26 protein-coding genes are annotated in these 22,839 nt (G+C 66.7%); 14 read left to right on the forward strand and 12 right to left on the reverse strand.

Annotation, left to right across the window (positions count from 1 at the left end; all coding sequences use genetic code 11):
* Positions 1-25 precede the first annotated feature (25 nt).
* The 4 genes from H2037_RS11760 (at position 26) to H2037_RS11775 (ending at position 4,946) form a co-directional block, all read left to right on the forward strand.
* A complete protein-coding gene (locus tag H2037_RS11760) occupies positions 26-493 on the forward strand; it encodes a hypothetical protein (RefSeq protein ID WP_292122007.1) in 468 nt (155 codons plus the stop codon).
* Positions 494-558: 65 nt separating this feature from the next.
* Positions 559-1,410: a neutral zinc metallopeptidase gene (locus H2037_RS11765; RefSeq protein ID WP_292122010.1), complete on the forward strand. Its 852-nt coding sequence runs from the start codon at positions 559-561 to the stop codon at positions 1,408-1,410.
* Positions 1,411-1,527: 117 nt separating this feature from the next.
* Complete coding sequence (gene pgm / locus H2037_RS11770; protein WP_292122013.1) at positions 1,528-3,165, forward strand: phosphoglucomutase (alpha-D-glucose-1,6-bisphosphate-dependent); 1,638 nt, start codon at positions 1,528-1,530, stop codon at positions 3,163-3,165.
* Positions 3,166-3,422: 257 nt separating this feature from the next.
* Positions 3,423-4,946 (forward strand): DEAD/DEAH box helicase, encoded by a 1,524-nt coding sequence (locus H2037_RS11775; RefSeq protein WP_292122016.1) that lies wholly within the window; start codon positions 3,423-3,425, stop codon positions 4,944-4,946.
* Between the two features lie 116 nt (positions 4,947-5,062).
* On the opposite strand, the gene H2037_RS11780 is transcribed toward H2037_RS11775, so the two are convergent.
* Positions 5,063-6,412, reverse strand: a complete 1,350-nt coding sequence (locus H2037_RS11780; protein WP_292122019.1) for an outer membrane protein transport protein — start codon at positions 6,410-6,412, stop codon at positions 5,063-5,065.
* Between the two features lie 313 nt (positions 6,413-6,725).
* On the opposite strand from H2037_RS11780, the gene map reads away from it, so the two are divergent.
* The 7 genes from map (at position 6,726) to H2037_RS11815 (ending at position 11,005) form a co-directional block, all read left to right on the forward strand.
* Positions 6,726-7,544: a type I methionyl aminopeptidase gene (map, locus tag H2037_RS11785; RefSeq protein ID WP_292122022.1), complete on the forward strand. Its 819-nt coding sequence runs from the start codon at positions 6,726-6,728 to the stop codon at positions 7,542-7,544.
* Positions 7,545-7,597: 53 nt separating this feature from the next.
* Positions 7,598-8,335, forward strand: a complete 738-nt coding sequence (gene radC / locus H2037_RS11790) for a DNA repair protein RadC (protein ID WP_292122023.1) — start codon at positions 7,598-7,600, stop codon at positions 8,333-8,335.
* Complete coding sequence (locus H2037_RS11795; RefSeq protein WP_292122026.1) at positions 8,332-8,868, forward strand: GNAT family N-acetyltransferase; 537 nt, start codon at positions 8,332-8,334, stop codon at positions 8,866-8,868. The genes radC and H2037_RS11795 overlap by 4 nt, the downstream gene beginning before the upstream one ends.
* A gap of 55 nt (positions 8,869-8,923) precedes the next feature.
* Complete coding sequence (locus H2037_RS11800; RefSeq protein ID WP_292122029.1) at positions 8,924-9,166, forward strand: BolA family transcriptional regulator; 243 nt, start codon at positions 8,924-8,926, stop codon at positions 9,164-9,166.
* 4 nt (positions 9,167-9,170) lie between these two features.
* Positions 9,171-10,076, forward strand: a complete 906-nt coding sequence (locus H2037_RS11805) for an oxidoreductase (RefSeq protein ID WP_292122032.1) — start codon at positions 9,171-9,173, stop codon at positions 10,074-10,076.
* A gap of 102 nt (positions 10,077-10,178) precedes the next feature.
* The gene (grxD, locus tag H2037_RS11810; protein ID WP_292122034.1) at positions 10,179-10,544 is read left to right on the forward strand and encodes a Grx4 family monothiol glutaredoxin; all 366 of its coding nucleotides are present in this window, start codon (positions 10,179-10,181) and stop codon (positions 10,542-10,544) included.
* Positions 10,544-11,005: a thioesterase family protein gene (locus H2037_RS11815; protein WP_292122036.1), complete on the forward strand. Its 462-nt coding sequence runs from the start codon at positions 10,544-10,546 to the stop codon at positions 11,003-11,005. The genes grxD and H2037_RS11815 overlap by 1 nt, the downstream gene beginning before the upstream one ends.
* Here the strand turns inward: H2037_RS11815 and H2037_RS11820 are convergent.
* Positions 10,989-11,369 (reverse strand): hypothetical protein, encoded by a 381-nt coding sequence (locus H2037_RS11820; protein ID WP_292122039.1) that lies wholly within the window; start codon positions 11,367-11,369, stop codon positions 10,989-10,991. The two genes, H2037_RS11815 and H2037_RS11820, sit on opposite strands and share 17 nt — an antisense overlap.
* 278 nt (positions 11,370-11,647) lie before the next feature.
* Between H2037_RS11820 and H2037_RS11825 the strand changes: the two genes are divergently transcribed.
* Positions 11,648-12,745: an NADH:flavin oxidoreductase/NADH oxidase gene (locus H2037_RS11825; protein WP_292122041.1), complete on the forward strand. Its 1,098-nt coding sequence runs from the start codon at positions 11,648-11,650 to the stop codon at positions 12,743-12,745.
* A gap of 8 nt (positions 12,746-12,753) precedes the next feature.
* On the opposite strand, the gene H2037_RS11830 is transcribed toward H2037_RS11825, so the two are convergent.
* The 3 genes from H2037_RS11830 to rpsD all read right to left on the reverse strand — a co-directional run bounded on the left by H2037_RS11830 (position 12,754) and on the right by rpsD (position 16,439).
* A complete protein-coding gene (locus H2037_RS11830; RefSeq protein WP_292122044.1) occupies positions 12,754-15,135 on the reverse strand; it encodes an EAL domain-containing protein in 2,382 nt (793 codons plus the stop codon).
* 110 nt (positions 15,136-15,245) lie between these two features.
* Positions 15,246-15,623, reverse strand: coding sequence for a hypothetical protein (locus tag H2037_RS11835; RefSeq protein WP_292122047.1), 378 nt, complete (start codon positions 15,621-15,623; stop codon positions 15,246-15,248).
* A gap of 198 nt (positions 15,624-15,821) precedes the next feature.
* Positions 15,822-16,439, reverse strand: a complete 618-nt coding sequence (gene rpsD, locus H2037_RS11840; protein ID WP_292122049.1) for a 30S ribosomal protein S4 — start codon at positions 16,437-16,439, stop codon at positions 15,822-15,824.
* Positions 16,440-16,690: 251 nt separating this feature from the next.
* Between rpsD and H2037_RS11845 the strand changes: the two genes are divergently transcribed.
* Positions 16,691-16,912 carry a hypothetical protein gene (locus tag H2037_RS11845; protein WP_292122052.1) on the forward strand — a complete coding sequence of 74 codons (222 nt, stop codon included), beginning with the start codon at positions 16,691-16,693 and terminating at the stop codon, positions 16,910-16,912.
* 71 nt (positions 16,913-16,983) lie between these two features.
* Here the strand turns inward: H2037_RS11845 and H2037_RS11850 are convergent, their stop codons facing one another.
* The 6 genes from H2037_RS11850 to H2037_RS11875 all read right to left on the reverse strand — a co-directional run bounded on the left by H2037_RS11850 (position 16,984) and on the right by H2037_RS11875 (position 21,273).
* Positions 16,984-17,595 carry a superoxide dismutase gene (locus H2037_RS11850; protein WP_292122055.1) on the reverse strand — a complete coding sequence of 204 codons (612 nt, stop codon included), beginning with the start codon at positions 17,593-17,595 and terminating at the stop codon, positions 16,984-16,986.
* A gap of 106 nt (positions 17,596-17,701) precedes the next feature.
* Positions 17,702-17,926 (reverse strand): hypothetical protein, encoded by a 225-nt coding sequence (locus H2037_RS11855; protein WP_292122058.1) that lies wholly within the window; start codon positions 17,924-17,926, stop codon positions 17,702-17,704.
* 15 nt (positions 17,927-17,941) lie between these two features.
* Complete coding sequence (locus H2037_RS11860) at positions 17,942-18,907, reverse strand: DUF4350 domain-containing protein (protein WP_292122061.1); 966 nt, start codon at positions 18,905-18,907, stop codon at positions 17,942-17,944.
* 10 nt (positions 18,908-18,917) lie between these two features.
* Entirely contained in the window at positions 18,918-19,766 is an 849-nt protein-coding gene (gene fghA / locus H2037_RS11865; RefSeq protein WP_292122064.1) for an S-formylglutathione hydrolase, read from the reverse strand.
* Entirely contained in the window at positions 19,766-20,149 is a 384-nt protein-coding gene (locus H2037_RS11870; protein ID WP_292122067.1) for a VOC family protein, read from the reverse strand. Before H2037_RS11870 ends, fghA begins: the two co-directional genes overlap by 1 nt.
* A gap of 17 nt (positions 20,150-20,166) precedes the next feature.
* Positions 20,167-21,273, reverse strand: a complete 1,107-nt coding sequence (locus H2037_RS11875; RefSeq protein ID WP_292122069.1) for an S-(hydroxymethyl)glutathione dehydrogenase/class III alcohol dehydrogenase — start codon at positions 21,271-21,273, stop codon at positions 20,167-20,169.
* A gap of 219 nt (positions 21,274-21,492) precedes the next feature.
* Between H2037_RS11875 and H2037_RS11880 the strand changes: the two genes are divergently transcribed.
* The gene (locus H2037_RS11880; RefSeq protein WP_292122071.1) at positions 21,493-22,203 is read left to right on the forward strand and encodes an NAD-dependent deacylase; all 711 of its coding nucleotides are present in this window, start codon (positions 21,493-21,495) and stop codon (positions 22,201-22,203) included.
* Between the two features lie 57 nt (positions 22,204-22,260).
* Here H2037_RS11880 and H2037_RS11885 read toward each other — a convergent pair whose 3' ends face one another.
* Entirely contained in the window at positions 22,261-22,812 is a 552-nt protein-coding gene (locus H2037_RS11885; RefSeq protein ID WP_292122074.1) for an OmpA family protein, read from the reverse strand.
* Positions 22,813-22,839 lie beyond the last annotated feature (27 nt).

The following is a 22,839-nucleotide window of genomic DNA, read 5'->3' on the forward strand; positions in this document are numbered from 1 at the left end:
GAATGCTCCTTTGATGAGAGGGGATGTGCGGAATCAACCCCTCGAACCCTCGACGGTTGCGGCTCCGCTTGGCATGGGCCTGACGGTTTCCCATGTCCTGTTCATGCGACGGACCCTCATCCTCTCGACCCTGATCCTGGCCGGCGCGACGTCTGGCGCCTTGGCCCAGACACGTCCCTATGCGCCTCCCTACGCCGCCTATCCGGGCGGGGTTCCGGCTGCAATCGCGGACCAGCATCGCTACGAGAACGAGCGTCTGCGGCGTCAGGCCGAGACCAACTCGGCCCTCGCCCGCCAGCAGCAGGCCGAAACCTATCAGCGCAGGCTCGAACTTGAGGCCGCGCGCGAGGCGACAGCGTCTCCGACCGTCCCGACCCGACCCCTCTATGACGCCGAACAGGAACGCAGCCTGCGCGAAAGCGCCGCCGCGCGTCGCGAAAACATCCGCCAGGGCGTGAGCCAGATCGACGATTGGCTGGATCGTCCCCAGTGACGCATCCCTTCCCTCGCAACCGCGTTCCGGCCTAGCTTGGGATCGGATCGGGCGGAGGGAAGACCATGCGTTGGCGGGGCGGACGGACGGGCGGCGGGATTGAAGATCGAAGGGGGATGGGCGGCGGCGCCATCGCGGGCGGCGGCATCGGTGTCGGAGTGCTGGCCATCATCGGCTACCTCGTCTTCGGCATCGACCCCTCGACCACGACCCAGTTGGCCAGCCAGTTCGGCGGCGTCGGCGCGGAACAGCAACAGGGCCAGACCGGCACGCCGGAGGATCAGGCCGGCCGTTTCGTTGACGTCATCGGGGCGAACATCAACGATGTCTGGGCGCAGAAGCTGAACGGCTATCAACCGCCGAAGGTGGTTCTCTACGAACAGGGCACATCGACCGGCTGCGGCTATGGCCAGTCGGCCATGGGCCCCTTCTATTGCCCCAGCGACCGCAGCGTCTATCTGGACCTGAACTTCTGGCAGGAGATGGAGACCCAGTTGGGGGCGTCCGGCGCCGACTTCGCCCGCGCCTATGTCATCGCCCACGAGTTCGGACACCACGTCCAGACCCTGACCGGCACGTCCGCCCAGGTCCGTCAGGCCCAGCAACGCGCGCGGGGCGAGGCGGAGGCCAATCAGTATTCGGTCGCCCTGGAGCTTCAGGCCGACTGCTACGCCGGCGTCTGGGCCAGGAACGCTTCGGCCGTCTCCAATGGCGAAGTGGCGCTGGAGCCCGGCGACATCGAAGAAGGCATGAAGACCGCCCAGGCCATCGGCGACGACACGCTGCAACGACGCGGCGGCGGCAGGGTCTCGCCCGAGAGCTTCACCCACGGGTCCTCGGCCCAGCGAGTGGAGTGGCTGCAACGCGGCTATCAGTCCGGCGATCCGGCGTCCTGCGACACCTTCGGTGGAACCTGAGCGCTTCGGGCTTTCAATCCCGCGTCGCAAATGTCAGTCATGAAGGCGTATGTCGCGCGCCTCCCCGTAACGTCGGCATTTGTGATTGAACAGAAACTTCAGACGGATAGTCTCCGCATGCACCCTCGCGCCGGCCAGCAGGCCCGTCCCGAAGACCTGGTCGATCTCGACGCCCTGCTCGGCGCCTATGACCAGCGGCGGCCGGACATGGGCGATCCGGCCCAGCGGGTGGTGTTCGGCACCTCGGGCCACCGGGGCTCCAGCCTGGACGGCGCCTTCAACGAAAGCCACATCCTCGCCATCGCCCAGTCGGTCGCCGAATATCGGGCGAGCCAGGGGATCGACGGCCCCCTGTTCATCGGCCGTGACACCCACGGCCTGTCCGAACCGGCCTTCCGCACGACGCTGGAAGTGCTGATCGCCAACGGCGTCGAGGTGATGATCGATTCCCGCGACGGCTTCACCCCGACCCCGGCCGTGTCGCACGCCATCCTGACCCACAATCGGACCAACAGCCGCCAGGCCGACGGCGTCCTGATCACCCCGTCGCACAATCCGCCGCGCGACGGCGGCATCAAATACAATCCGCCCTCGGGCGGTCCCGCCGGAAGCGACGCCACCGCCGCCATCGCCGCCCGCGCCAACCAGCTGATCGAGGGCGGGCTGGCCGATGTGAAGCGGGTCTCGTTCGACAAGGCCCGGGCCGAGGCGGGCCGGTTCGACTTCCTGTCCGCCTATATCGACGACCTGCCCAGCGTGCTGAACCTGGACCTGATCCGCGACGCCGGGGTCCGGATCGGCGCCGATCCCCTGGGCGGGGCGGCCGTGGCCTATTGGGGCGAGGTTGCTGACCGGCATCGGCTGAACCTGACCGTCGTCAATGACGCGGTCGATCCGCGCTGGGCCTTCATGCCGCTGGACGCCGACGGCAAGATCCGGATGGACTGTTCGTCGCCGTCGGCCATGGCCAATCTGATCGGCATGATGCAGGGCGGCTCGGCCTATGACCTGGCGTTCGGCAATGACGCCGACGCCGATCGGCACGGCATCGTCACCCCCGACGGCGGGCTGATGAACCCCAATCACTTCCTGGCCGCCGCCATCGCCTATCTGTTCGCCAACCGGCCGGGCTGGGGCGCGGACGTGGCCGTGGGCAAGACCCTGGTGTCCTCGTCGATGATCGACCGGGTCGTCGCCGGCCTGGGCCGTCGCCTGCTGGAGGTGCCGGTCGGGTTCAAGCATTTCGTGCCCGGCCTGCTGGACGGAAGCGTCGGCTTCGGCGGCGAGGAATCGGCCGGCGCCTCCTTCCTGCGCCGCGACGGCTCGGTCTGGTCCACCGACAAGGACGGCCTGCTGCTGTGCCTGCTGGCCGCCGAGATCCAGGCCCGCACCGGCCAGAGCGCCAGCCAGCTGTACGCCGGCCTGACGGACCGGTACGGCGCCCCCGCCTACGCCCGGATCGACGCCCCGGCCGAACGCGCCCAGAAGGCGCGTCTGGCGGCCCTCAGCCCCGCCGACGTCACCGCCCAGACCCTGGCCGGCCAGCCAATCGTCGACATCATGACCAAGGCCAGCGGCAACGGCGAGGCCATCGGCGGGCTGAAGGTCGTCACCGCCGACGCCTGGTTCGCCGCCCGCCCGTCGGGCACCGAGGAGGTGTACAAGATCTACGCCGAATCCTTCCTCGGGCCCGACCATCTGGCCCAGGTTCAGGGCGAGGCCAAACAGGTCGTCGGCGCCGCCTTGGCCGGCTGAAAATCGACCCACCCAGGCGGTTCGGGCGCCGGCGGCTTGACTTTATGTCGCCGATCGCCCATTTGCGCTGCATCGCACAATCGCGACCTCCGGCGTCTCCAGCGCGTGTAAGTCCGTTTCGGACCTGTCTGTAGAAGCCGCCGGCCCCTCATATTCATTCGCTGCCCGGACACGCGGGGCGGCGCCCGATCCACCCCGCAGGCTTCATTTCGAAGCCCCGTCGGGACTGGCGGTGCGCGGCCCCACGGCGTCATGCCATGGCCAGATGCGCCCTGCCGCACGCGAAAGACACTGCTGTGAGCACCACATTCGAATCCATGGGCCTGAACAAGGCCCTTCTCCAGGCCCTGGCGTCGGAAGGCTACACCAAGCCGACCCCGATCCAGGAAAAGGCCATTCCCGACGTCATGATGGGCAAGGACCTGCTGGGCATCGCCCAGACGGGCACCGGCAAGACCGCCGCCTTCGCCCTGCCGATCCTGCACCGCCTGGCCGAGAACCGCATCGCCCCCAAGCCGCGCACCACCCGCGTGCTGGTCCTGTCGCCCACGCGTGAACTGGCCAGCCAGATCGGCGACAGCTTCAAGGCTTACGGCGCCCACCTGGGCTTCCGGGTCGCGGTCATCTTCGGCGGCGTCAAATACGGCGCCCAGGAACGCGCCCTGCAACAGGGTCTGGACATTCTGATCGCCGCGCCGGGCCGCCTGCTGGACCACATCCAGCAGAAGAACCTCGACCTGTCCTCGACCGAAATCTTCGTGCTGGATGAAGCCGATCAGATGCTGGACCTGGGCTTCATCAAGCCGATCCGCCAGATCGTCTCCAAGATCCCCGCCAAGCGCCAGAACCTGTTCTTCTCGGCCACGATGCCGACCGAGATCGGCAAGCTGGCGGGCGAACTGCTGAAGGATCCGGTCAAGGTCCAGGTCACGCCGCAATCGACCACGGTGCAGCGCATCAGCCAGTCGGTCGTCCACGTCGAACAGGGCCGCAAGCGCGCCCTGTTGACCGAGATGTTCAGCGATCCCGAATACACGCGCTGCCTGGTCTTCACCAAGACCAAGCACGGCGCCGACAAGGTCGCGGCCTATCTGGAAGCCGGCGGCGTGGAAGCCGGCGCCATCCACGGCAACAAGAGCCAGCCCCAGCGTGAACGCACGCTGGACGCCTTCAAGAAGGGCAAGCTGCGCGTCCTGGTCGCCACCGACATCGCCGCGCGCGGCATCGACGTGGACGGCGTCTCGCACGTCGTGAACTTCGAACTGCCCCACGTGCCGGAAAGCTACGTCCACCGCATCGGCCGCACCGCGCGGGCGGGCAAGGACGGCACCGCCGTCAGCTTCGTCGCAGGCGACGAGATGAAGCTGCTGAAGGATATCGAGAAGGTCACCCGCCAGAAGATCCCGGCCATCGACCGTCGTAACGACAAGGCCCTGGGCCAGCTGGACGCCACCATCATGGCGACCGGCGTCGGCAAGAAGGCGACCATGCCGGAACGCGAAGGCGGCGAGCGCGGCGAGAACGGTCGCGGCGGCCGCGGGCGTCGGGTTCCGCATCGCGACGGCGTCCGTCCGGAGGGCGGCGGCCAGCCCCACCGCCAGCGTCGCGGCAACCGCACCACCGGCGAGGCCGCTCCGGCCCGTCCGGAACGCGCTTACAACCCGCTGGGCAACGAGCGCGTCCCCTCGACCGAGCCGCGCCCGGAAGGCGAAATGAAGCGCCGTCCCCGCCGTCGCCCGTCGAACGGCGGCAAGGGCTACGGCGGCGCCAGCAAGGCTTGATCCAACCCTGTCACCCTTGGGTCTGACCCGAGGGTGACAGACTGGAAACCGGCAAAGAAAAACGGCGGCTCCTTTGCAGGAGCCGCCGTTCTCATGTCAGCCGATGGCCGTGGACCTTAGAAGTTCCAGGTCGCGCCCAGCGAGAAACCGACGCCTTGGCCATTGGCCTCGCCGCGCAGGTTCGAGACTACCAGACCGTTGCCGTAAACGTCGCGGGTGTCGTTGATCGTCGCCGTGTCGATGTCGATATAGGTCACCGCGCCGTCGAAGGTCATCGAACCCACCGTCTTGGACAGGCCGGCGGTGTAGAGGAAGCGATCGCCGTCCGGAATGCGGGCGGTGCGGTGATCGTCCGGCGTCGGGGTCGGGTCGTAGCCCAGGCCCGCACGCACCGTCATGGTGGGGTCGATCTTGTAGTCAAAGCCGATCGCGCCAGTGGTGACGTCGTCGTAGTCCTGGATCAGGGTCGAGCCGCCGCCCGTGTAGCTCACGCGAATGGCGTCGAACTCGCTCCAGCCGATCTGGTTGACCTGGGCGTTCAGCGTCAGGCGATCATTGACGGCGTAGCGAGCCGAGACGGTGGCGTACCAGGGCGTGGTGAAGGTCGCACCGCCATCGGCCGAGACATTGGCGCCGGCCAGAATACCCGTCAGGCCCGAGATGGTCACGGTGCCTTCCAACTCGTGCTCGATCTTGGAGCGGTAGGACAGGCCCAGGTCCAGCTTGCCGAAATGCATCTGGGCGCCGGCGTTCCAGCCGTAGTCCCAACCGTCGCCTTCCAGCTGATTGCGACCGTCGGTCGACGGCGAGAGGACATAGGCGGGCGACAGGGCGGCAGGGACGGCCACGTTCGGCAGGGCCGAGGAGAGGGTGGCGTCCGCGTACTGGGCGTCGAAGCCGGCGCCGATGTCCAGCCAGTCGGTCACCGTCATGGCGGCGACCAGGCTGATGTTGGCCGAGCGCAGTTCCGACGTCAGGGCGTCATAGCGGGCGAAGTCGGTCGGCTCGTACTTGGTGGTGAAGTTGAACGGGGCCTGGACAGCCAGGCCGACGTTGAAGCGGTCGCCGATCGGCATGGCGATGGCGAAGTTCGGAATAATGCCGCTTTCGACCACTTCATGGACGTGCGGGTCGCCGTTGACCGCCGTCGTGTTGCTGATGACGCCGACCCCGGTCACCGGGACGTTATAGGTCACGGTGGAGCCGCGATTATCGACGTCGGAATCCAGGACCAGGCCGTGCATGCCGACATAGACCTGACGTTCGGTGCCGGCGATGGCGGCGGGGTTCCACCACAGCGACTGCACGCCCTTGTCGGCGCCTTCGCCCGAGTTGGCGCGACCCTGGCCGCGGGTCGATTGTTCCTGGACATAGAAGGAGCCGGCCATGGCCGGAGCCGCGACGCCGGCCAGCAGGGCCGAGGTCAAAGCGATGCCGCCCATGCGGGCGAAATTCCTGGGAGTCATAACCAATCCTATACAGTTGCCCCCGCCATCAACGCGGCGGTGGGTATCGGGGAGGAATGCTGCAGCGCCTGTGTCGTCAAAGCGTTGCATGCATGGCCGCTCTCTGCCGGGAAACGGGCGAAACTGTGTCCTGAAATCCGCACACGATCACACCCGCGAGAGGTGACGTTACGGCACTTCCTTTCCGTGCGGAGCCGTGGCGCGCAACACACAATCCGTTATTCCCTTAGGGAAGGAATTCTCAGCCTGCCACAATCAGCTTGCGCATTCGTGGTAGGATCGCCATCTGAAGCCGACCGATATTGATTGAACCATGTACGAAACGCCTGATCTAGAAACCGACGCCCTGGTCCGCTCCAGCGCCATCCGCATCCACACAGCGGAGGACTTCGAAGGCATGCGCAAGGCCGGCCGTCTGGTCGCCGAGGCGCTCGACATGATCGCCGCCCACGTGAAGCCGGGCGTGCTGACCAGCACGATCGACGACCTGATCCGCGAGTTCACCCTGGACAACGGCGGCCTGCCCGCCTGCCTGGGCTACAAGGGCTACGAGAAGACCGTCTGCACCTCGATCAATCACGTCGTCTGCCACGGCATCCCCGGCGATCGCGTCCTGAAGGACGGCGATATCGTCAATATCGACCACACCGTCATCGTCGACGGCTGGCATGGCGACTCCAGCCGCATGTATGCGGTCGGCGAGATCAACGCCCGGGCGAAGAAGCTGATCGACGTGACCTATCAATCGCTGGAACTGGGCCTGGAACAGGTCAAGCCGGGCAATACGTTCGGCGACATCGGCTTCGCCATCCAGAAATTCGTCGAGGCCCAGCGCATGAGCGTGGTGCGCGACTTCTGCGGCCACGGCATCGGCCGCGTCTTCCACGACAGCCCCAATGTCCTGCACTACGGCCGCAAGGGCGAGGGCGCTGTGCTGAAGACCGGCATGTTCTTCACCGTCGAGCCGATGGTCAATCTGGGCAAGCCGCACGTGAAGGTCCTGTCCGACGGCTGGACCGCCGTGACCCGCGACAAATCCTTGTCGGCCCAGTGCGAACACACCATCGGGGTCACGGAAGACGGACTGGAAATCTTCACCGTTTCTCCGGCCGGACTGTTCCGCCCGAACTAAACCCTTGATCGCCTCCGACATTCCGCTCAGGTTGCGGACAAGTCGGAGGGGACATGCTCGAAGATCTGACACCCGAACCCGTATCGCGGGCCCGGCGGCATCACGACGGTCATCGCGAACGGCTGCGCGAGCGGGCCGCCAAGGGCGGCCTGGGCGCCCTGCCCGACTATGAATTGCTGGAACTGCTGCTGTTCCGGTCCGTGCCCTACAAGGACGTCAAGGTCCTGGCCAAGGATATGATCGCCCGGTTCGGCGGCCTGGACGGCATAGGGGCGGCCAGCCACGAGGCCATCGAGGACCAGACCGCCCGCTCGCTGGGCTATGTGCCCGGCAAGGCGACGCGGGCGGTGGCCCTGGATCTGCAGCTGATCTTCGACGTCACACGCCGCATCGCGCGTGAACCGGCCGCCAAACGCCCCGTCATCTCATCCTGGACGGCCCTGCTGGCCTATGTCCGCGTCGCCCTGCAGCACGAACCGCGCGAACAGGTCCGCATCCTGTATCTCGACAAGAAGAACCAGCTGATCCTGGACGAGGTGCAGAACCACGGCACGGTCGATCACGCCCCGGTCTATCCGCGCGAGGTCGTCAGGCGGGCGCTGGAGCTGTCGGCTAGCGCCCTGATCCTGGTGCACAACCATCCGTCCGGCGACCCCACGCCAAGCCGCGCCGATATCGAGATCACCAAACAGGTTGTGCAGGCCGGCAGAGCGCTTAACGTCGAGGTTCACGACCATCTGGTCGTCGGCCGCGACGGGGTGGCCAGCTTCAAGCAACTGGGCCTGATGTGAATGCTGCGATTCTGACGACGGAGCGGCTGGTTCTGACGCCGGTCGCCGCGACCGATCTCGACGACCTGCTGGCCCTGTGGGCCGACGAAGACTTCACCCGCCACATCACGGGCCGGGCCATGACGAGCGAGGAGGTCTGGTTCCGCCTCCTGCGCGACCTGGGACAGTGGAGCGTGGCCGGCTACGGAAGCTGGACCATGCGACTGGCCGACAGCGGCGCCTATCTGGGCAATGTCGCCATCCTGGACCATCGACGACTGATCGAGCCGCCTCTGACCGATCCCGAGTTGGGCTGGGGCTTGTCGCCCGCCTTCCAGGGCCAGGGATTCGCCGCAGAGGCGCTGCGGGCTGCGCTGGACTGGACCGATGCCCATCTGTCGGGCGCACGGACCGTGTGCATGATCGCGCCGGAGAACCTCGCCTCCATCCGCCTGGCGACGCGGGTGGGGTTTCGACCCTATGCGACGACCACCTACAAGGATCACCCGGTCCAGCTGTTCGAACGCCCGCGAAAAGACCGGGGCGAGCCGTAGCCCGCCATTAAGGTTTATCCGGCAAGCTGGCGGACGAAGGTTCGAGAGACCGCCCATGCCCATGTCCGTCGAAACACTGCGCCGGCATCTGGTCGACGCCTTTCCCGACGCCGAGATCGCCATCGACGATCTGGCCGGCGACGGCGACCATTACCGCGCCCGCATTGTCTCCGGCGCCTTCGCCGGCCTGCCGCGCGTGCGCCAGCACCAGATGGTCTATGCGGCGCTGAAGGGGCAAATGGGCGGCGAATTGCACGCCCTGGCCCTCGAGACCTCCGCACCGCCCGGGGAGGGCTGAACCGATGCGCTATCGCCCCTTCGGCATGTCCGGCGCCGCCATTTCCAACCTGACGCTCAGCTTCGGCCTGGACAGTCTGGCGCGGGGGCGCGAGGCCGCCCTGCACCTGCTGTACTCCGCTTTGGAAGCCGGGGTGAACGCCTACCGGCTCGAGACCGCCGATCCCGTCGCGGCCGAGGTGCTGGGCGAGGCCCTGGCCCATGTCGATCGCAAACTGGTCTGTGTCGGCCTGACGCTCGGCTTAGGGGCCGGACGCGAGGCTGAACGCGACTTTTCGGCGGAAGGCATGACCGGCGCCATCGACCGGGCGCTGCATTTCTCGGGCCTGGGCTGGATCGACGTCGCGGTGCTGCACGAACCGGGCGAGCACGAACTGCCGCAGTCCTCGCTCAATGCGCTGAAGGCCCTGCGCGCCACCGGCCGGATCAAGCTGCTCGGCGTGGCCGGCGGGGACGAGGTCATGGACACCTATGTCTCGACTGGCGCCTTCGACGTCCTGTTGACGCCGTTCGACATCAACGCCGACTGGAGGCTGCGCAACCGCATCCGTGCGGCCCGAGAACAGGATATGGCGGTCTTCGCCTACGACTATTTCACCGATCGCCGCGCCAAGGCGCGGGGAGCCGAGGCCGCGCCCAAGAAGGGCTTGTTCGGGTTCGGGGGCGCCAAACACCCGACGCGATCCGGCAAGAACGACGCCTTCGGCTTTCTGTACCGCACGCCCAACTGGGCGGCCGAGGCGATCTGTCTCAGCTATGTCCTGACCGACCCGACCATCTCCAGCGTCATCGTCCGCGCCAATGACGTCGACCGCCTGAACATGCTGGCCGCCACGCCGGAACGCGACCTGCCGCCGGGCCTGGCCGCGCAGATCGAGATGGGCCGGGTCACCGCCTCGGCGGCCGCCTGATATCGACCGATCCGGGCGTCCGGACGCCGCATGGCCGCAACGGCGCCTTGACCCGGCCATCGGCTCTCCCTAGCTGACGGACTTCACGAAAGGCTCCCTCCCGTGACCGACACCGTTCAAACCACCGATCCCGTTCACACCTTCATCGGCGACACCGTCGCCCAGCACGACGTCGTGCTGTTCATGAAGGGCACCCCGGACCAGCCGCGCTGCGGCTTCTCCTCGCTGGCGGTGCAGATTCTCGACCACGTCGGCGCCGCCTTCGTGGGCGTCGACGTGCTGCAGGACGAGGCTCTGCGCGAAGGCATCAAGGCCTTCACCGACTGGCCCACCATTCCCCAGCTCTATGTGAAGGGCGAATTCGTCGGCGGCTCGGACATCATCCGCGAGATGTTCCAGGCGGGCGAACTTCAGGCCCTGATGGTCGAAAAGGGCGTTGCGACGGACGGGGCTACGGGCGAGGCCTGATGGCGCGGCCAGTCCTTCAACCTCGGGAGGACCGAGAGGTCTTCGTCGTTCCGCTCGAGGTCCGGCCGGAACACATCGACGCCAACGATCACGTCAACAACGTCGTCTATGTGGGCTGGCTCCAGGACGTCGGCACGGCCCATTGGTCGGCCCGTTTCGATGAGGAGACCCGCGCCCGATGCTCGTGGGTCGCCCTGCGCCACGAGATCGACTATCTGCGCGCCATAGCGCCGGGCGCGACCGGCGTGGTCGCGCGGACCTGGGTCGGCGATCCGCAAGGGCCGCGCTTCAACCGCTATGTCCGGATCGAGGACGCCCAGGGCCGCGTCTGCGCCCAGGGCGTCTCCGAATGGTGCCTGGTCGACGCCGCCACCTTGAGGCCGCAGCGTATACCGCCGTCGATGGTGGCGGTCTTCGCCACGACCGGCGACGCGTCTCTCGCGCCTATTTCAGCGGATTGAGGATCCGCGCCGGAGCGCCGGGCTCCAGGCCCAGGTCGGCATAGGTCCAGCGCAGTTCGACGCCGTCGGGAACCAGGGCCTTGCACAGGTCCGGCTTGGTGCGGCGAAGCGTGATCTCGGTCGGCGTATTGTCGGCCACCGCGATTTCAAAATCCGAAGCCTGGGTGCAGCCGTTGGAATCGACGCGCACGACCAAGCCGCCGTCCGCGAACCGGGCCTCGCGAATGGCCTCGGCCGGCGGGGCGTCGCTGCGGGTGACATTGACCGAGACGTTCTCGCCGCCGGTGCTGTCATAGATGACGCAGGCCGACATCAGGGGCGCGGCGAGGGCCGCGACCGCCAGGACCTTCAGGGCGCCGCGCATCACTGATCCGAAGCCGGCGCGGTGATGACGCGCGTGGTCGGCTTTTCGGTCGAGACGATGATACAGCCCGACAGCAGAGGGGCGGCGATGGCGATAGCGAGGGCGAGACGAAGCATTGGTGTGATCCCCGGTTGAAGCTTTACGCTTTTGTGGCGCGCCAAGCCCTTCTAGGCACGTGAATTTTCAGCAAGCCAGGTGAACAATCGGAAAGGTCGGCCTTGATCGGGATCGCAACCGACATAGCTACGGTCGCACCTCTCCTCCCCGGACATCTGTTCATGAGCCACCTCTTCTCGCCGCGCAGCATCGGCCCCCTGACGCTGAAGAACCGCATCGCCATCGCGCCCATGTGCCAGTATTCGGCGATCGACGGCGTGCCCCAGCCCTGGCATGTCCAGCATATCGGCCGCCTGGCCCTTTCCGGCGCCGGCCTGGTCATCGTCGAGGCGACGGGCGTCGAGGCCGCGGGCCGTATCACGCCCGACGACGTCGGTCTGTGGAACGACGAGCAGGAAGCCGTCTTCGCCGAGATCCTCCGGGGCGTCCGCACCTATTCCAGCACCCCTATCGGGATCCAGTTGGCCCATGCCGGCCGCAAGGCCTCGACGTCGGCGCCGTGGAAGGGCGGTCGCGCCCTGACGGCCGAAGAGGGCGCCTGGCAAACCTATGGTCCGTCCGCCCTGCCCTTCCGCGACGACTGGCACACGCCGGCGGAAATGACCGAGGCGGACATGGATCGCGTGGTCGCCGCCTTCGAGGACGCGGCGCGTCGCGCCGAACGCGCGGGCTTCGACCTGGTCGAACTGCACGCCGCCCACGGCTATCTGATGTGCGAATTCCTGTCGCCCCTGTCGAACCAGCGCACCGACCGGTACGGCGGCTCGGCCGAGGCCCGTGCCCGCTTCCCGCTACGTGTCGCCCAGGCCGTGCGCGACGCCTGGCCCCGGACCAAGGCCCTGGGCGTCCGCTTCAACGGCTCGGACTGGATCGAGGGCGGGCTGGCGCTGGACGAGGTGATCGCCTTCGGCCGCGCTCTCTACGAGATGGGCTATGACTATCTGCACCTGACCTCGGGCGGCAACGCCCCGCGAGCCGACATACCGGGCGCCGAGCCCGGTTATCAGGTCCGCTTCGCCGAAGCGGTCAAACAGGCCGTTCCGGACGCAACGGTCATGGCCGTCGGCATGATCTTCGATCCGCAACAGGCCGAAGACATCGTCGCCTCGGGTCAGGCCGATCTGGTCGCCATCGCCCGTGCGGTCCTGGACGACCCCAACTGGGCCCACCACGCCGCCGTGACCCTGGGCCACGGCGAGGGCCTGCCGCCCCAGTACCAGCGGGCCGACAAGGCGCACTGGCCCGGTTACGGCCGCTAGGTCTTCGATCAGGCGGCCTGGATCATCACCGGGCCGTCGAGATCATCTCGCCACAGCGCCTTGGCGGCGTCCTGAATGTGATTGTCGGCGACCGGCTTGGGTCGACCCAGCAGATAGCCTTGAACCTCGTCGCACCCCTGTTCGCGCAGGAAGTGCAGTTGCTCCATCGTCTCCACGCCCTCCGCCAGGACCGGAATCTCCAGGCTTTCGCCCAGGGCCAGGACGGCGCGAATGATGGCGGCGGATTGCGGCCCGCCGTCCAACTCGGACATGAAGGAGCGGTCCAGCTTGATCTTGTCGAACGGGAAGGCGCGCAGGGTGGACAGCGAGGAATAGCCGGTGCCGAAATCGTCCATGGCGATGGAGACGCCCAGCAGTTTCAGCTGACGCAGCACATGGGTCGTGCGCTCCAGGTCGCTGATCATGGCCGTCTCGGTGATCTCCAGCTCCAGCCGCGACGGCGACAATCCCGTTTCGATCAGGATCTGATGCACCAGGCGCGGCAGGTCGACATGGCCCAGTTGGACCGGCGACAGATTGACGGCGATCTTGTGCGGCTCGGACCAGGTCGCCGCCTCGGCGCAGGCCTTGCGCAGCACCCATTCGCCGATCGGCAGGATCAGGCCGGTCTCCTCGGCCAGCGGAATGAAATCGGCCGGGGAAACAAAGGTCCCATCCGCCTGTATCCAGCGCAGCAGAACCTCGTAGCCCGAGACCTCGCCGGTCTCGAGCGTGGCCTGCACCTGCCAGTTCAGGCTGAACTGTTCCTGATCCAAAGCCTCCCGCAGCTGCTGGATGATGCGGCGGCGATTACGCACCGCCTCGTCCATCTCCTCTTCGTAGAAGCAGACGTCGGTCGTCAGGGAGGCCTTGGCGCGATACATGGCCAGGTCGGCGTCGTTGATCAGGGCCGAGACGTCGGCGGCGTCATCGGGCCAGACGGCGATGCCGAGGCTCAGGCCGCAGGCGACCTCCGCGTGGCCGAGATCGACCGGGGCGACGATGGCGTCGCGCAGACGGTCCGCCAGGCTCAGCGCATCCTCGCGCCGCTCGACCGGCACGACCGCCATGAACTCGTCGCCGCCGAGACGGGCCACGAATTCGCCGGGACGAAGCGCGGCGCGCATCCGCTCGCCGATCCGGACCAGCAGCTGGTCGCCGGCGGCGTGGCCGTGGATATCATTGACCTCCTTGAACCGGTCCAGGTCCATGGCCAGCAGGGCGACCTTCTGGTTGCCGCTGTCCTGGGCCGTCTGTTTCGTCAGCCATTCCAGGAAGGAGGCGCGATTGGGCAGGTTCGTCAGGCTGTCGTTGCGCGCCAGGTGGGCGATACGCCGTTCCTGGGCCAGACGAGGGCGCAGATCGCGCAGGGCGTAGATCATCAGGGGGGCATCGCCGGTTTCGAGCCCGTCGCTACGGACAGCGATCTCGACCGGGATGGGCGCGCCCTGCTCGAGCCTGACATCGGCCTGGGTCAGGGCCCCGACGGCAAGATCATCCAGGCCCGGAATCCAGCGCGACAGGGTCTCGCCCACCAGGGCGTCATGGTCGCTGTCGATCAGTGCGGCGAAGGCGGCGTTGGCCGCTAGAATGCGGCCGTCCTGTTCGACCACCATGCCGTCGACGCTGCCTTCGACCAGATGCTCCAGACGGATCTTGGCCTGGGCGCGGGACTGCATGTCCAGCGCATGGCTGGCCAGACCGGTGCCCAGAACCAGCAGGCCGACGGCGGCGACGGCGAAGGCCACCACGATATTGGCCTGCTCGGCCGTCACCTCGCCGACGGCCGGCGCGAAGGGGATGATGGTCATCGCGGCCATGCCGGTGAAGTGCAGGGTCACTATGCCCCCGACCATCAGGACCGCGGCCGCGAGGGTTCCGCCATTGCGGCCGGCGGCGCGCGCCCGATTGAAGGTCAGCCCGCCCAGGACCACCGCCCCGACGACGGAGACGGCCACATAGACGGGGGACCACAGGATGACGGCCTCAACCGCAAAGGCGGCCATGCCGGTATAATGCATGGCGGTGACGGCCAGACCGAACAGACCCCCGCCCAGTTCGGCGGCGAAACGGAAGCGTCGCGCCGCCACGGTGAGGGCCAGGACGCTGCCGGCGATGGCGACGCCCAGCGACAGGCCGGTCAGCATCGGCTCGTAAGCGACGGCGACGCCGGGATCATAGGCGATCATCGCCACGAAATGCGTGCACCAGATGTTCGCGCCGGTCGCCACGGCGCCCATGAAGGTCCAGGCCGTACGCGCGCCTTTCTCGGCATATCTCAGACGCTGGAACAGACGCAGGCTGACGGCCGAACCGACGACGCACAGCACGGCCGCCAGGGCCACCAGCATCAGATTATGTTCGCCAGTCAGGCAGGAAAGGATACGCATCAACTGCACCAGAAGAGGGTGGATGAGCGTTCACTAGAGAAAGGACTTTAACCAACCCGCGACCAAGACGGCTAACGAAAGCCTAATCGGGCCTGCTTGAGGTCTGGGCTTCAGGTTTGGGGAAGCTGATAGGGATTGTTGACGCTGACCGGCGAGCCGGGCGCGAGGCCCAGTTCCTCGAACGACCATTTCAGCTCGACGCCGTGGACCAGGGGGTCCTCGCAGGTGTCCTCGTCGATGCGGCGCAGGGTGATGATCGCGTCGGCGCCCTTGATGCTGACGATGGGGATCAGATCTTCCTTGCGCGTGCAACCGTTCGAACTGACCCAGAAGACGGCCGAATCCTTGGTGAAGGCCGCGGCATGGATCGGCTCCAGCGCCCCCGGCATGCCCACGGTCGAGACGCTGGGGTCCTGAAGCCCCCCTGCGCAGGCGGAAACGCCGGCTACGGCTACTACCGCCGCAAATTTGAAGACGGCGCGCGTCACCTGGCGGCCTCCCCTATTCCGTCGAACCCTGAACAGCTCGAGAATGCGCCTGTTCGCCGATAAAGGGAACAGGCCGAAAGACAAAGGGCCCCGGACGGATCCGGGGCCCTTCCAACTCAAATCTCCGAGATCATCACCTGCGGGCTCAAACCGTCCGACGAGTGATAACCCTCTTGGAGAGGGCTTCGTAAGCGCGGCTTACGAAGCGTAGTATTCGACGACCAGGTTCGGTTCCATCTTCACCGCGTACGGCACGTCCGATAGTTCCGGCACGCGGACGTAGCGGACCGAGAACGAACGATCCGACAGTTCCAGATAGTCCGGGATGTCGCGTTCCGACGACTGCTGGGCTTCGAGCACCAGGGCCATATTGCGCGACTTTTCCTTCACCGTGACGACGTCTTCCGGCTTCACGCGATAGGAGGCGATGTCGACCTTCTTGCCATTGACCATGACGTGGCCGTGGCTGACGAACTGGCGAGCGGCCCAGACGGTCGGAACGAACTTGGCGCGGTAGACGACGGCGTCCAGACGCGATTCCAGCAGACCGATCAGGTTTTCCGAGGTGTTGCCCTTGCGACGGGCGGCCTCGTCATAGGTCTTGGCGAACTGCTTCTCGGTGATGTTGCCGTAGTAGCCCTTCAGCTTCTGCTTGGCCTTCAGTTGCAGACCGAAGTCCGACACCTTCGACTTGCGACGCTGGCCGTGCTGGCCGGGACCGTAGGAGCGCTTGTTGACCGGAGACTTGGCGCGACCCCACAGGTTTTCACCCATGGCGCGGTCGATCTTGTATTTGGCGCTGTGGCGCTTGGACATTCTATTCTCTTTTTCACGATGCGGCCCGGCATCCCCTCGATTGGGAATGCGATCTCAACGGCGGTCCACGCATCTTCCGTCATCAGTCCCGCGCCCGGCGAACCGGACACGTGGAAGGCGGCGCTTATGGCCAGAGCGGCGGCGGGAGTCAAGCCGGGCGGGCCGTTAAGCACGTTGGCCGGGAACCACGCCCCCTTTCGCGTCCTCTTCTTACTCGTGCGGCCCGTCTCCGGGCCGCCCTGGAGGATACAATGGCGCAATCCACTCCGGTGGCGAAGCCGAACTTTTCCAACAAGGCTTTCGACACCCTGAAACACAAGCTGGTCGATCTGGTGGAGCCCCTGTCCGACAGCCAGTTGCTGGACCTCGCCGACGGCATCCACGACCTGCTGCGCCAGCGCCGCATGGTGCGCCAGCACCATGCCGACCGCATGCAGCAAAGATCGCGTCATGCGGCCGACGCTCTGAACTAGACCCGCCCCATCGAAAACGCCCGCCGGAGGTCCGGCGGGCGTCGTTTCGTCTGCAATCCAGACCGCTGTCCTCAGACGGCGGCGGCGTACAGTTCGTTGACCTTGTTCCAGTTCACCACCGACCAGAAGGACTTCAGATAGTCGGCCCGGCGGTTCTGGTATTTCAGATAATAGGCGTGTTCCCAGACATCGGCGCCCAGGACGACCTCGCCGCGTTCCTCGACCACATCCATCAGCGGATTGTCCTGGTTCGGGGTCGAGGTGATCTTCAGCTTGCCGTTCTGAACGATCAGCCAGGCCCAGCCTGAGCCGAACTGGGCGGCGCCGGCGGCGTTGAAGTCTTCCTTGAACTTGTCCATGCCGCCCAGGTCGCTGTCGATGGCGGCGGCGAGTTCGGCCGAGGGTTCACCCGCCTGACCGGCAGGGGCCAGCAGTTCCCAGAACAGGCTGTGGTTCCAGTGACCGCCGCCGTTGTTGCGCACGGCCTTGGGCGCGGTCGAGATGCTGGTGAAGATTTCTTCCAGCGACTTGCCCTGCAGCGAGGCGTCGGCGTCGACGGCCTTGTTCAGATTGTCGACATAGGTCTGGTGGTGCTTGTCGTGGTGGAAGGTCATCGTCTCCTTGTCGATGGCCGGCTCCAGCGCGTCATAGGCATAGGGCAGCGGGGGCAGGGTGAAGGCCATGTGGAGTTCCTCTCGCGACAGATTCCGATACGCCTCATCTAGGCGCCCGTTCGTGAAACCCAAGCGTCATCACCCGGATTCGTTCCGACTTATCGCCACGGAACGGTCAAGCTGGCAAGTTCGCCTTCAGGCATTCGCGCACGGCGCGCTTCACGTCGCCCGGCGCATTCGGCTCGTCCACCCCTTCGGCGGCGAAGACGGCGCGAACGGCGGCGTCCAGCCCGCTCGGCAGGGCGGCGATCACCCGCTTCTGTCCCTTCTCGTGCAGGCAGAAGCCCACCTCGCGGCACAGGGCGGAAAACATCGGCTCATAAGGATCGGTGGCGCTCATGCCGCCCCTCTAGCATCAGGGGGTCAGCCGGGACAGCCAGTGCATCAGGTTCAGCGCGAACTGCTGGTCGTCGTGGCCTTCGGTGTTCAGACCGAACCGAAAGGGTTCCCGGTCCGGCTGGTCGGGAAACCCGACGACCTGGGCTGTCAGCATTCCGGCCTCGCCCAGCACTACGACGCGTCCGTCGCCAAATGGCATGGCCAATCCTTGGGCCGGCAGAGCAGGACGCGTCAACTCGTCCATAACGGTCTGAGGGTTCTCGCCGGCTCGTAGACGGCTGCGGATTGTCTGCAGCGTCTCCAGATCCGGCGCCTCGACCGCGTCATCGCTAAGGGCCATCAGAACGGTCGCCTCCGCCGGCCCCTTCAAGGACTGCCCGGTGAAACTTCGAACCCGCGCCACGCCTTCAGCATCGTTCCGGCCCGCGATGATGGGATGATCAGCAAGCGCCTCCCGCGGAAAATTCAGGTTGCCGGTGACCTCGGTCCCGGCCCGCTGTACCGCGTAACCCTTGCCCATCACGACGCCAAACCGAGCGGCCAGGGCCTCTGCGGCGGCGCCGTGGGGAGCATGGTCGGCCGCTAGCAACAGGGAGCCCCCGTGCTCCACCCACGACGCCACGGCCTCGATCTCGGACGCGTCGAGGGCGGAGGCGCGTGCGTCCTCGTCAGGGCTAGCGGGATTGGAAATCACCAGAACGGCGACACCCTCCAGCGCGCCGGGTCGGTCCAGCCGCCCCCGCCCCGCGTCCACCCGATAACCATCGGCGCGCATCAGCGCCGCGAAGCCTGCATAGCGTCCATCGATGGTCTGGACGCTTCCATGCGCTTCGTCGACACGGACCAGCGGCCCTTCGCCCGAATAGGCTGGCGCGGCGACGCGAGGACGCCAATCCGTGTCGCCGACCTGTTCCTGCGCCTTAGCCGGGACCGCCGCCAATACGGCCAGCAACCCGAAGCTCCATAGGACGGTGCGCAGCACAGACATCTCGTTACCTTTTCAATCGCTCGGCGTGGAAGGCCACGTGGTCGGCGATGAAGCTGGTCATGAAGAAATAGGAGTGGTCGTAACCGGACTGCATGCGGAGGGTGAGCGTCTGGCCCGCCGCATCGGCGGCCGCCTTCAGCAGTTCGGGCTTCAGTTGGTCGGTCAGGAAACTGTCGGCGTCGCCCTGGTCGATCAGGATGTCGTCGTAGACGCCGCGCGCCGCGCCGGCCGCGATCAGTTTGGCGGCGTCGTGGCGGTCCCAGGCGGCGCGGTCCTCGCCCAGATAGGCGGTGAAGGCTTTTTCGCCCCAGGCGCATCGGGTCGGCGAGCAGATCGGGGCGAAGGCCGAGACCGAGCGGAACAGTTCAGGGTGGTTCAGGGCCAGGGTCAAGGCGCCGTGGCCGCCCATCGAATGGCCAGAGATCGAGCGCGCGCCCGTGGTCGGGAATTCGGCGTCGATCAGGGCGATGAGTTCCTGCGTGACGTAGGATTCCATGCGGAAATGCGGCGCCCATGGCGCTTGGGTCGCATCGACATAGAAGCCCGCGCCCTGGCCCAGGTCATAGGCAGGGTCGTCGGCCACGCCCTTTCCCTCAAGATCAGGGCCGCGCGGCGAGGTGTCGGGCGCCACGACGATGACGCCCTGCTCGGCCGCGGCGCGATAGACGCCGGCCTTGGTGGTGAAGTTGTCCTCGGTGCAGGTCAGGCCGCTAAGCCAGATCAGCACCGGGAACGGCCCCTCCCCGCCGGGAACGAAGACCGACAGGGTCATGACCGTCCCGGTCGTCGCGCTGTCGTGTTTCAGATAGCGAAGCGTCCCGCCCTGCACGACATGGGTCTTCGTCGTTTCCATCAGCCGACCCGGTGCATGGCGCAGATCTTGTTGCCCGAAGGATCACGCAGATAGGCCAGGTACAGGGCGCCGAAGGCGCCGTTGCGCAGGCCGGGCGGGTCCTCGATCGAGGCGCCGCCGGCCTCGACGCCCGCCGCGTGGAAGGCGTCGACCATGGCCGTGTCCTTGGCGGCGAAGCCGATGGTGCCGCCGTTGGCGTGGCAGGCGGGATCGCCGTCGATGGGCTTGCCGACGGCGAAGGCGCCATGGGCCGTGCGCCACCAGTACCGCCCCTTGGGATCCGGGCCCTGGGCCGGACCGAGCCCCAGGGCGCCGAGGGCCGCATCATAGAATTTGCGCGACGCCTCGATGTCGTTCGCGCCGACGGTGACGTGGGTGAACATGCGTCTCTCCTCTGTTTTTAGAAGACCACCACCGAGCGAATGCTCTCGCCGGCGTGCATCAGGTCGAAGGCCTTGTTGATGTCTTCCAGACCGAAGGTGTGGGTGATCATCGGATCGATCTCGATCTTGCCGTCCATATACCAGTCGACGATCCGGGGCGTGTCGGTGCGTCCGCGCGCGCCGCCGAAGGCCGAACCGCGCCAGACGCGGCCCGTGACCAGCTGGAACGGGCGGGTGGCGATCTCCTTGCCGGCCTCGGCGACGCCGATGACGATGCTCTCGCCCCAGCCGCGGTGGCAGGCTTCCAGCGCCTGGCGCATGACCGTGGTGTTGCCGGTGCAGTCGAAGGTGTAGTCGGCGCCGCCGCCGGTCATCTCGACCAGATTCGCCACCACATCCGAAACATTCTTCGGATTGACGAAATGGGTCATGCCGAAGCGACGGCCCCATTCTTCCTTCGCAGGGTTCAGGTCCACGCCGACGATCATGTCGGCGCCGACCATCTTCAGCCCCTGGATGACGTTCAGGCCGATGCCGCCCAGGCCGAAGACGACGCAGTTGGCGCCGGGCTCGACCTTGGCCGTATTGACCACCGCGCCCACGCCGGTGGTCACGCCGCAACCGACGTAGCAGGCCTTGTCGAACGGCGCGTCCTTGCGGATCTTGGCCAGGGCGATCTCGGGCAGGACGGTGAAGTTCGAGAAGGTCGAACAGCCCATATAATGGGCGATGGCCTGGCCCTTGTAGCTGAAGCGGCTGGTGCCGTCCGGCATCAGACCCTTGCCCTGCGTGCCGCGAATGGCGGTGCACAGATTGGTCTTGCGGCTGAGGCACGACTTACACTGGCGGCATTCCGGCGTGTACAGCGGGATGACGTGATCCCCGACCGCGACCGAGGTCACGCCCGGCCCCACCTCGACCACCACGCCCGCGCCCTCATGGCCCAGGATCGACGGGAAGACGCCCTCGGAGTCGAGGCCGTCCAGCGTATAGGCGTCGGTGTGGCAGATGCCGGTCGCCTTGATCTCGACCAGCACCTCGCCGGCGCGCGGCCCCTCCAGATCGACCTCGACGATCTCGAGCGGACGTTTGGCCTCGAAGGCGACGGCGGCGCGGGTCTTCATGGCGGGGGCTCCTTTGGTTGAAGCCTGTTTGTCACGAGGGGCGCCGAAGACGCCAGCCCGCTCCGCCCTGATGGCGTCAGATTTTTTGAGTGCACTTTAGGCAAGCCCGATCTGACGCCGCTCTCGCAGGAGCCGTGAAGAGCCCGTGACCGATAGAGGAAGGCTACGTCAAAAGAGGTCGCATGCTGACCGCCGAGGAGAGACGGGCTAACCAGGATCATGGCTCATCGAAACCTCGTCATCCTGACCGGCGCCGGCATATCGGCCGAGTCCGGCGTGCCCACTTTTCGCGCCGACGACGGCCTGTGGTGCGGGCACAGGGTCGAGGATGTGGCGACGCCCGAGGGCTATGCCGCCGATCCGGCCCTGGTGCAGGACTTCTACAATCTGCGACGGCGGCAGCTGGCCCAGGTCGCGCCCAACGCCGCCCACCGGGCCCTCGCCGATCTGGCGGCGCGCTGGGACGGGGATTTTCTGCTGGTGACGCAGAACGTCGACGACCTTCATGACCGGGCGCACCGCGAAATCCCGCCGGCCGCCGGTTTCCAACTGATCCATATGCACGGCGAACTGCTGAAGGCGCGCTGCACCCGCTCGCATGTCGTGGTCGACTGGCCCGGCGACATGGCGGCGGACGAGGCCTCGCCCCATCACCCGCAAGGGCGGATGCGGCCCCATATCGTCTGGTTCGGTGAGATGCCGCTGGCCATGGAGCGGATCGAACAGGCCCTGGCGCGCTGCGACCTGTTCGTCTCGATCGGCACCTCGGGCGCGGTCTATCCGGCCGCCGGATTCGTCCAGTCGGCGCGCTATGCCGGTGCGCGGACGGTGGAGATCAATCTGGAGCCGACGCAAGGCGCGCGGCTGTTCGACGAAGGCGTCTATGGCCCAGCGACCGAGGCCGTGCCGGCCTTCTTCGACGCCCTCTAGACACGAAAACGGCGGCCGCTGCGAAGCGGCCGCCGTTCTGTCGTCCGTCCCTGTCGATCAGGCCAGGACGACGATCGTCACGCGGCGGTTCTGCGACCGGCCTTCCGGCGTGTCGTTCGACGCCACCGGCTCTTCCGGGCCGTAGGAGATGGTCGCCATCCGGTTCAGGGCCACGCCCTGACGGTTCAGGAAGCGACGCACGGCCTCGGCGCGCTGCTCGCCCAGTTGATTGTTGTATTCGACCGGGCCGGTCGCGTCCGTATAGCCCTGGATTTCCAGATAGACGTTCTTGTTCTCGCCCTGCAGGCGCTGGGCGAACTGGGCCAGCCGCTGCTCGGCCTCCGGCGACAGGGCCGACGCGTCGGTCGGGAACTTCACCGAATCGTCCGACAGGACGACCTGATAGAGGAACTTGCCCTCGGCCAGCTTGTGGGCGTCGTTGGCCCGTTGAAGCGCCTGTCCGGCGGTGCCCTCGACCTGGGTCACGCGGTTGTCCACCACCTCGACCTGGTCACGCACGAAACGATGGCTGGCGCAGCCGCTGGCTGCGAGACCAAGGGCGATCAGCGCCCCGCCGACCATCGCCGTCCTGAGTTTCGATCTGATCAAGTCATGTCTCCTTCTTGCTGGGGCGCC

Source organism: Brevundimonas sp., from assembly GCF_013912065.1.
In the GTDB taxonomy this organism is placed as follows: domain Bacteria; phylum Pseudomonadota; class Alphaproteobacteria; order Caulobacterales; family Caulobacteraceae; genus Brevundimonas.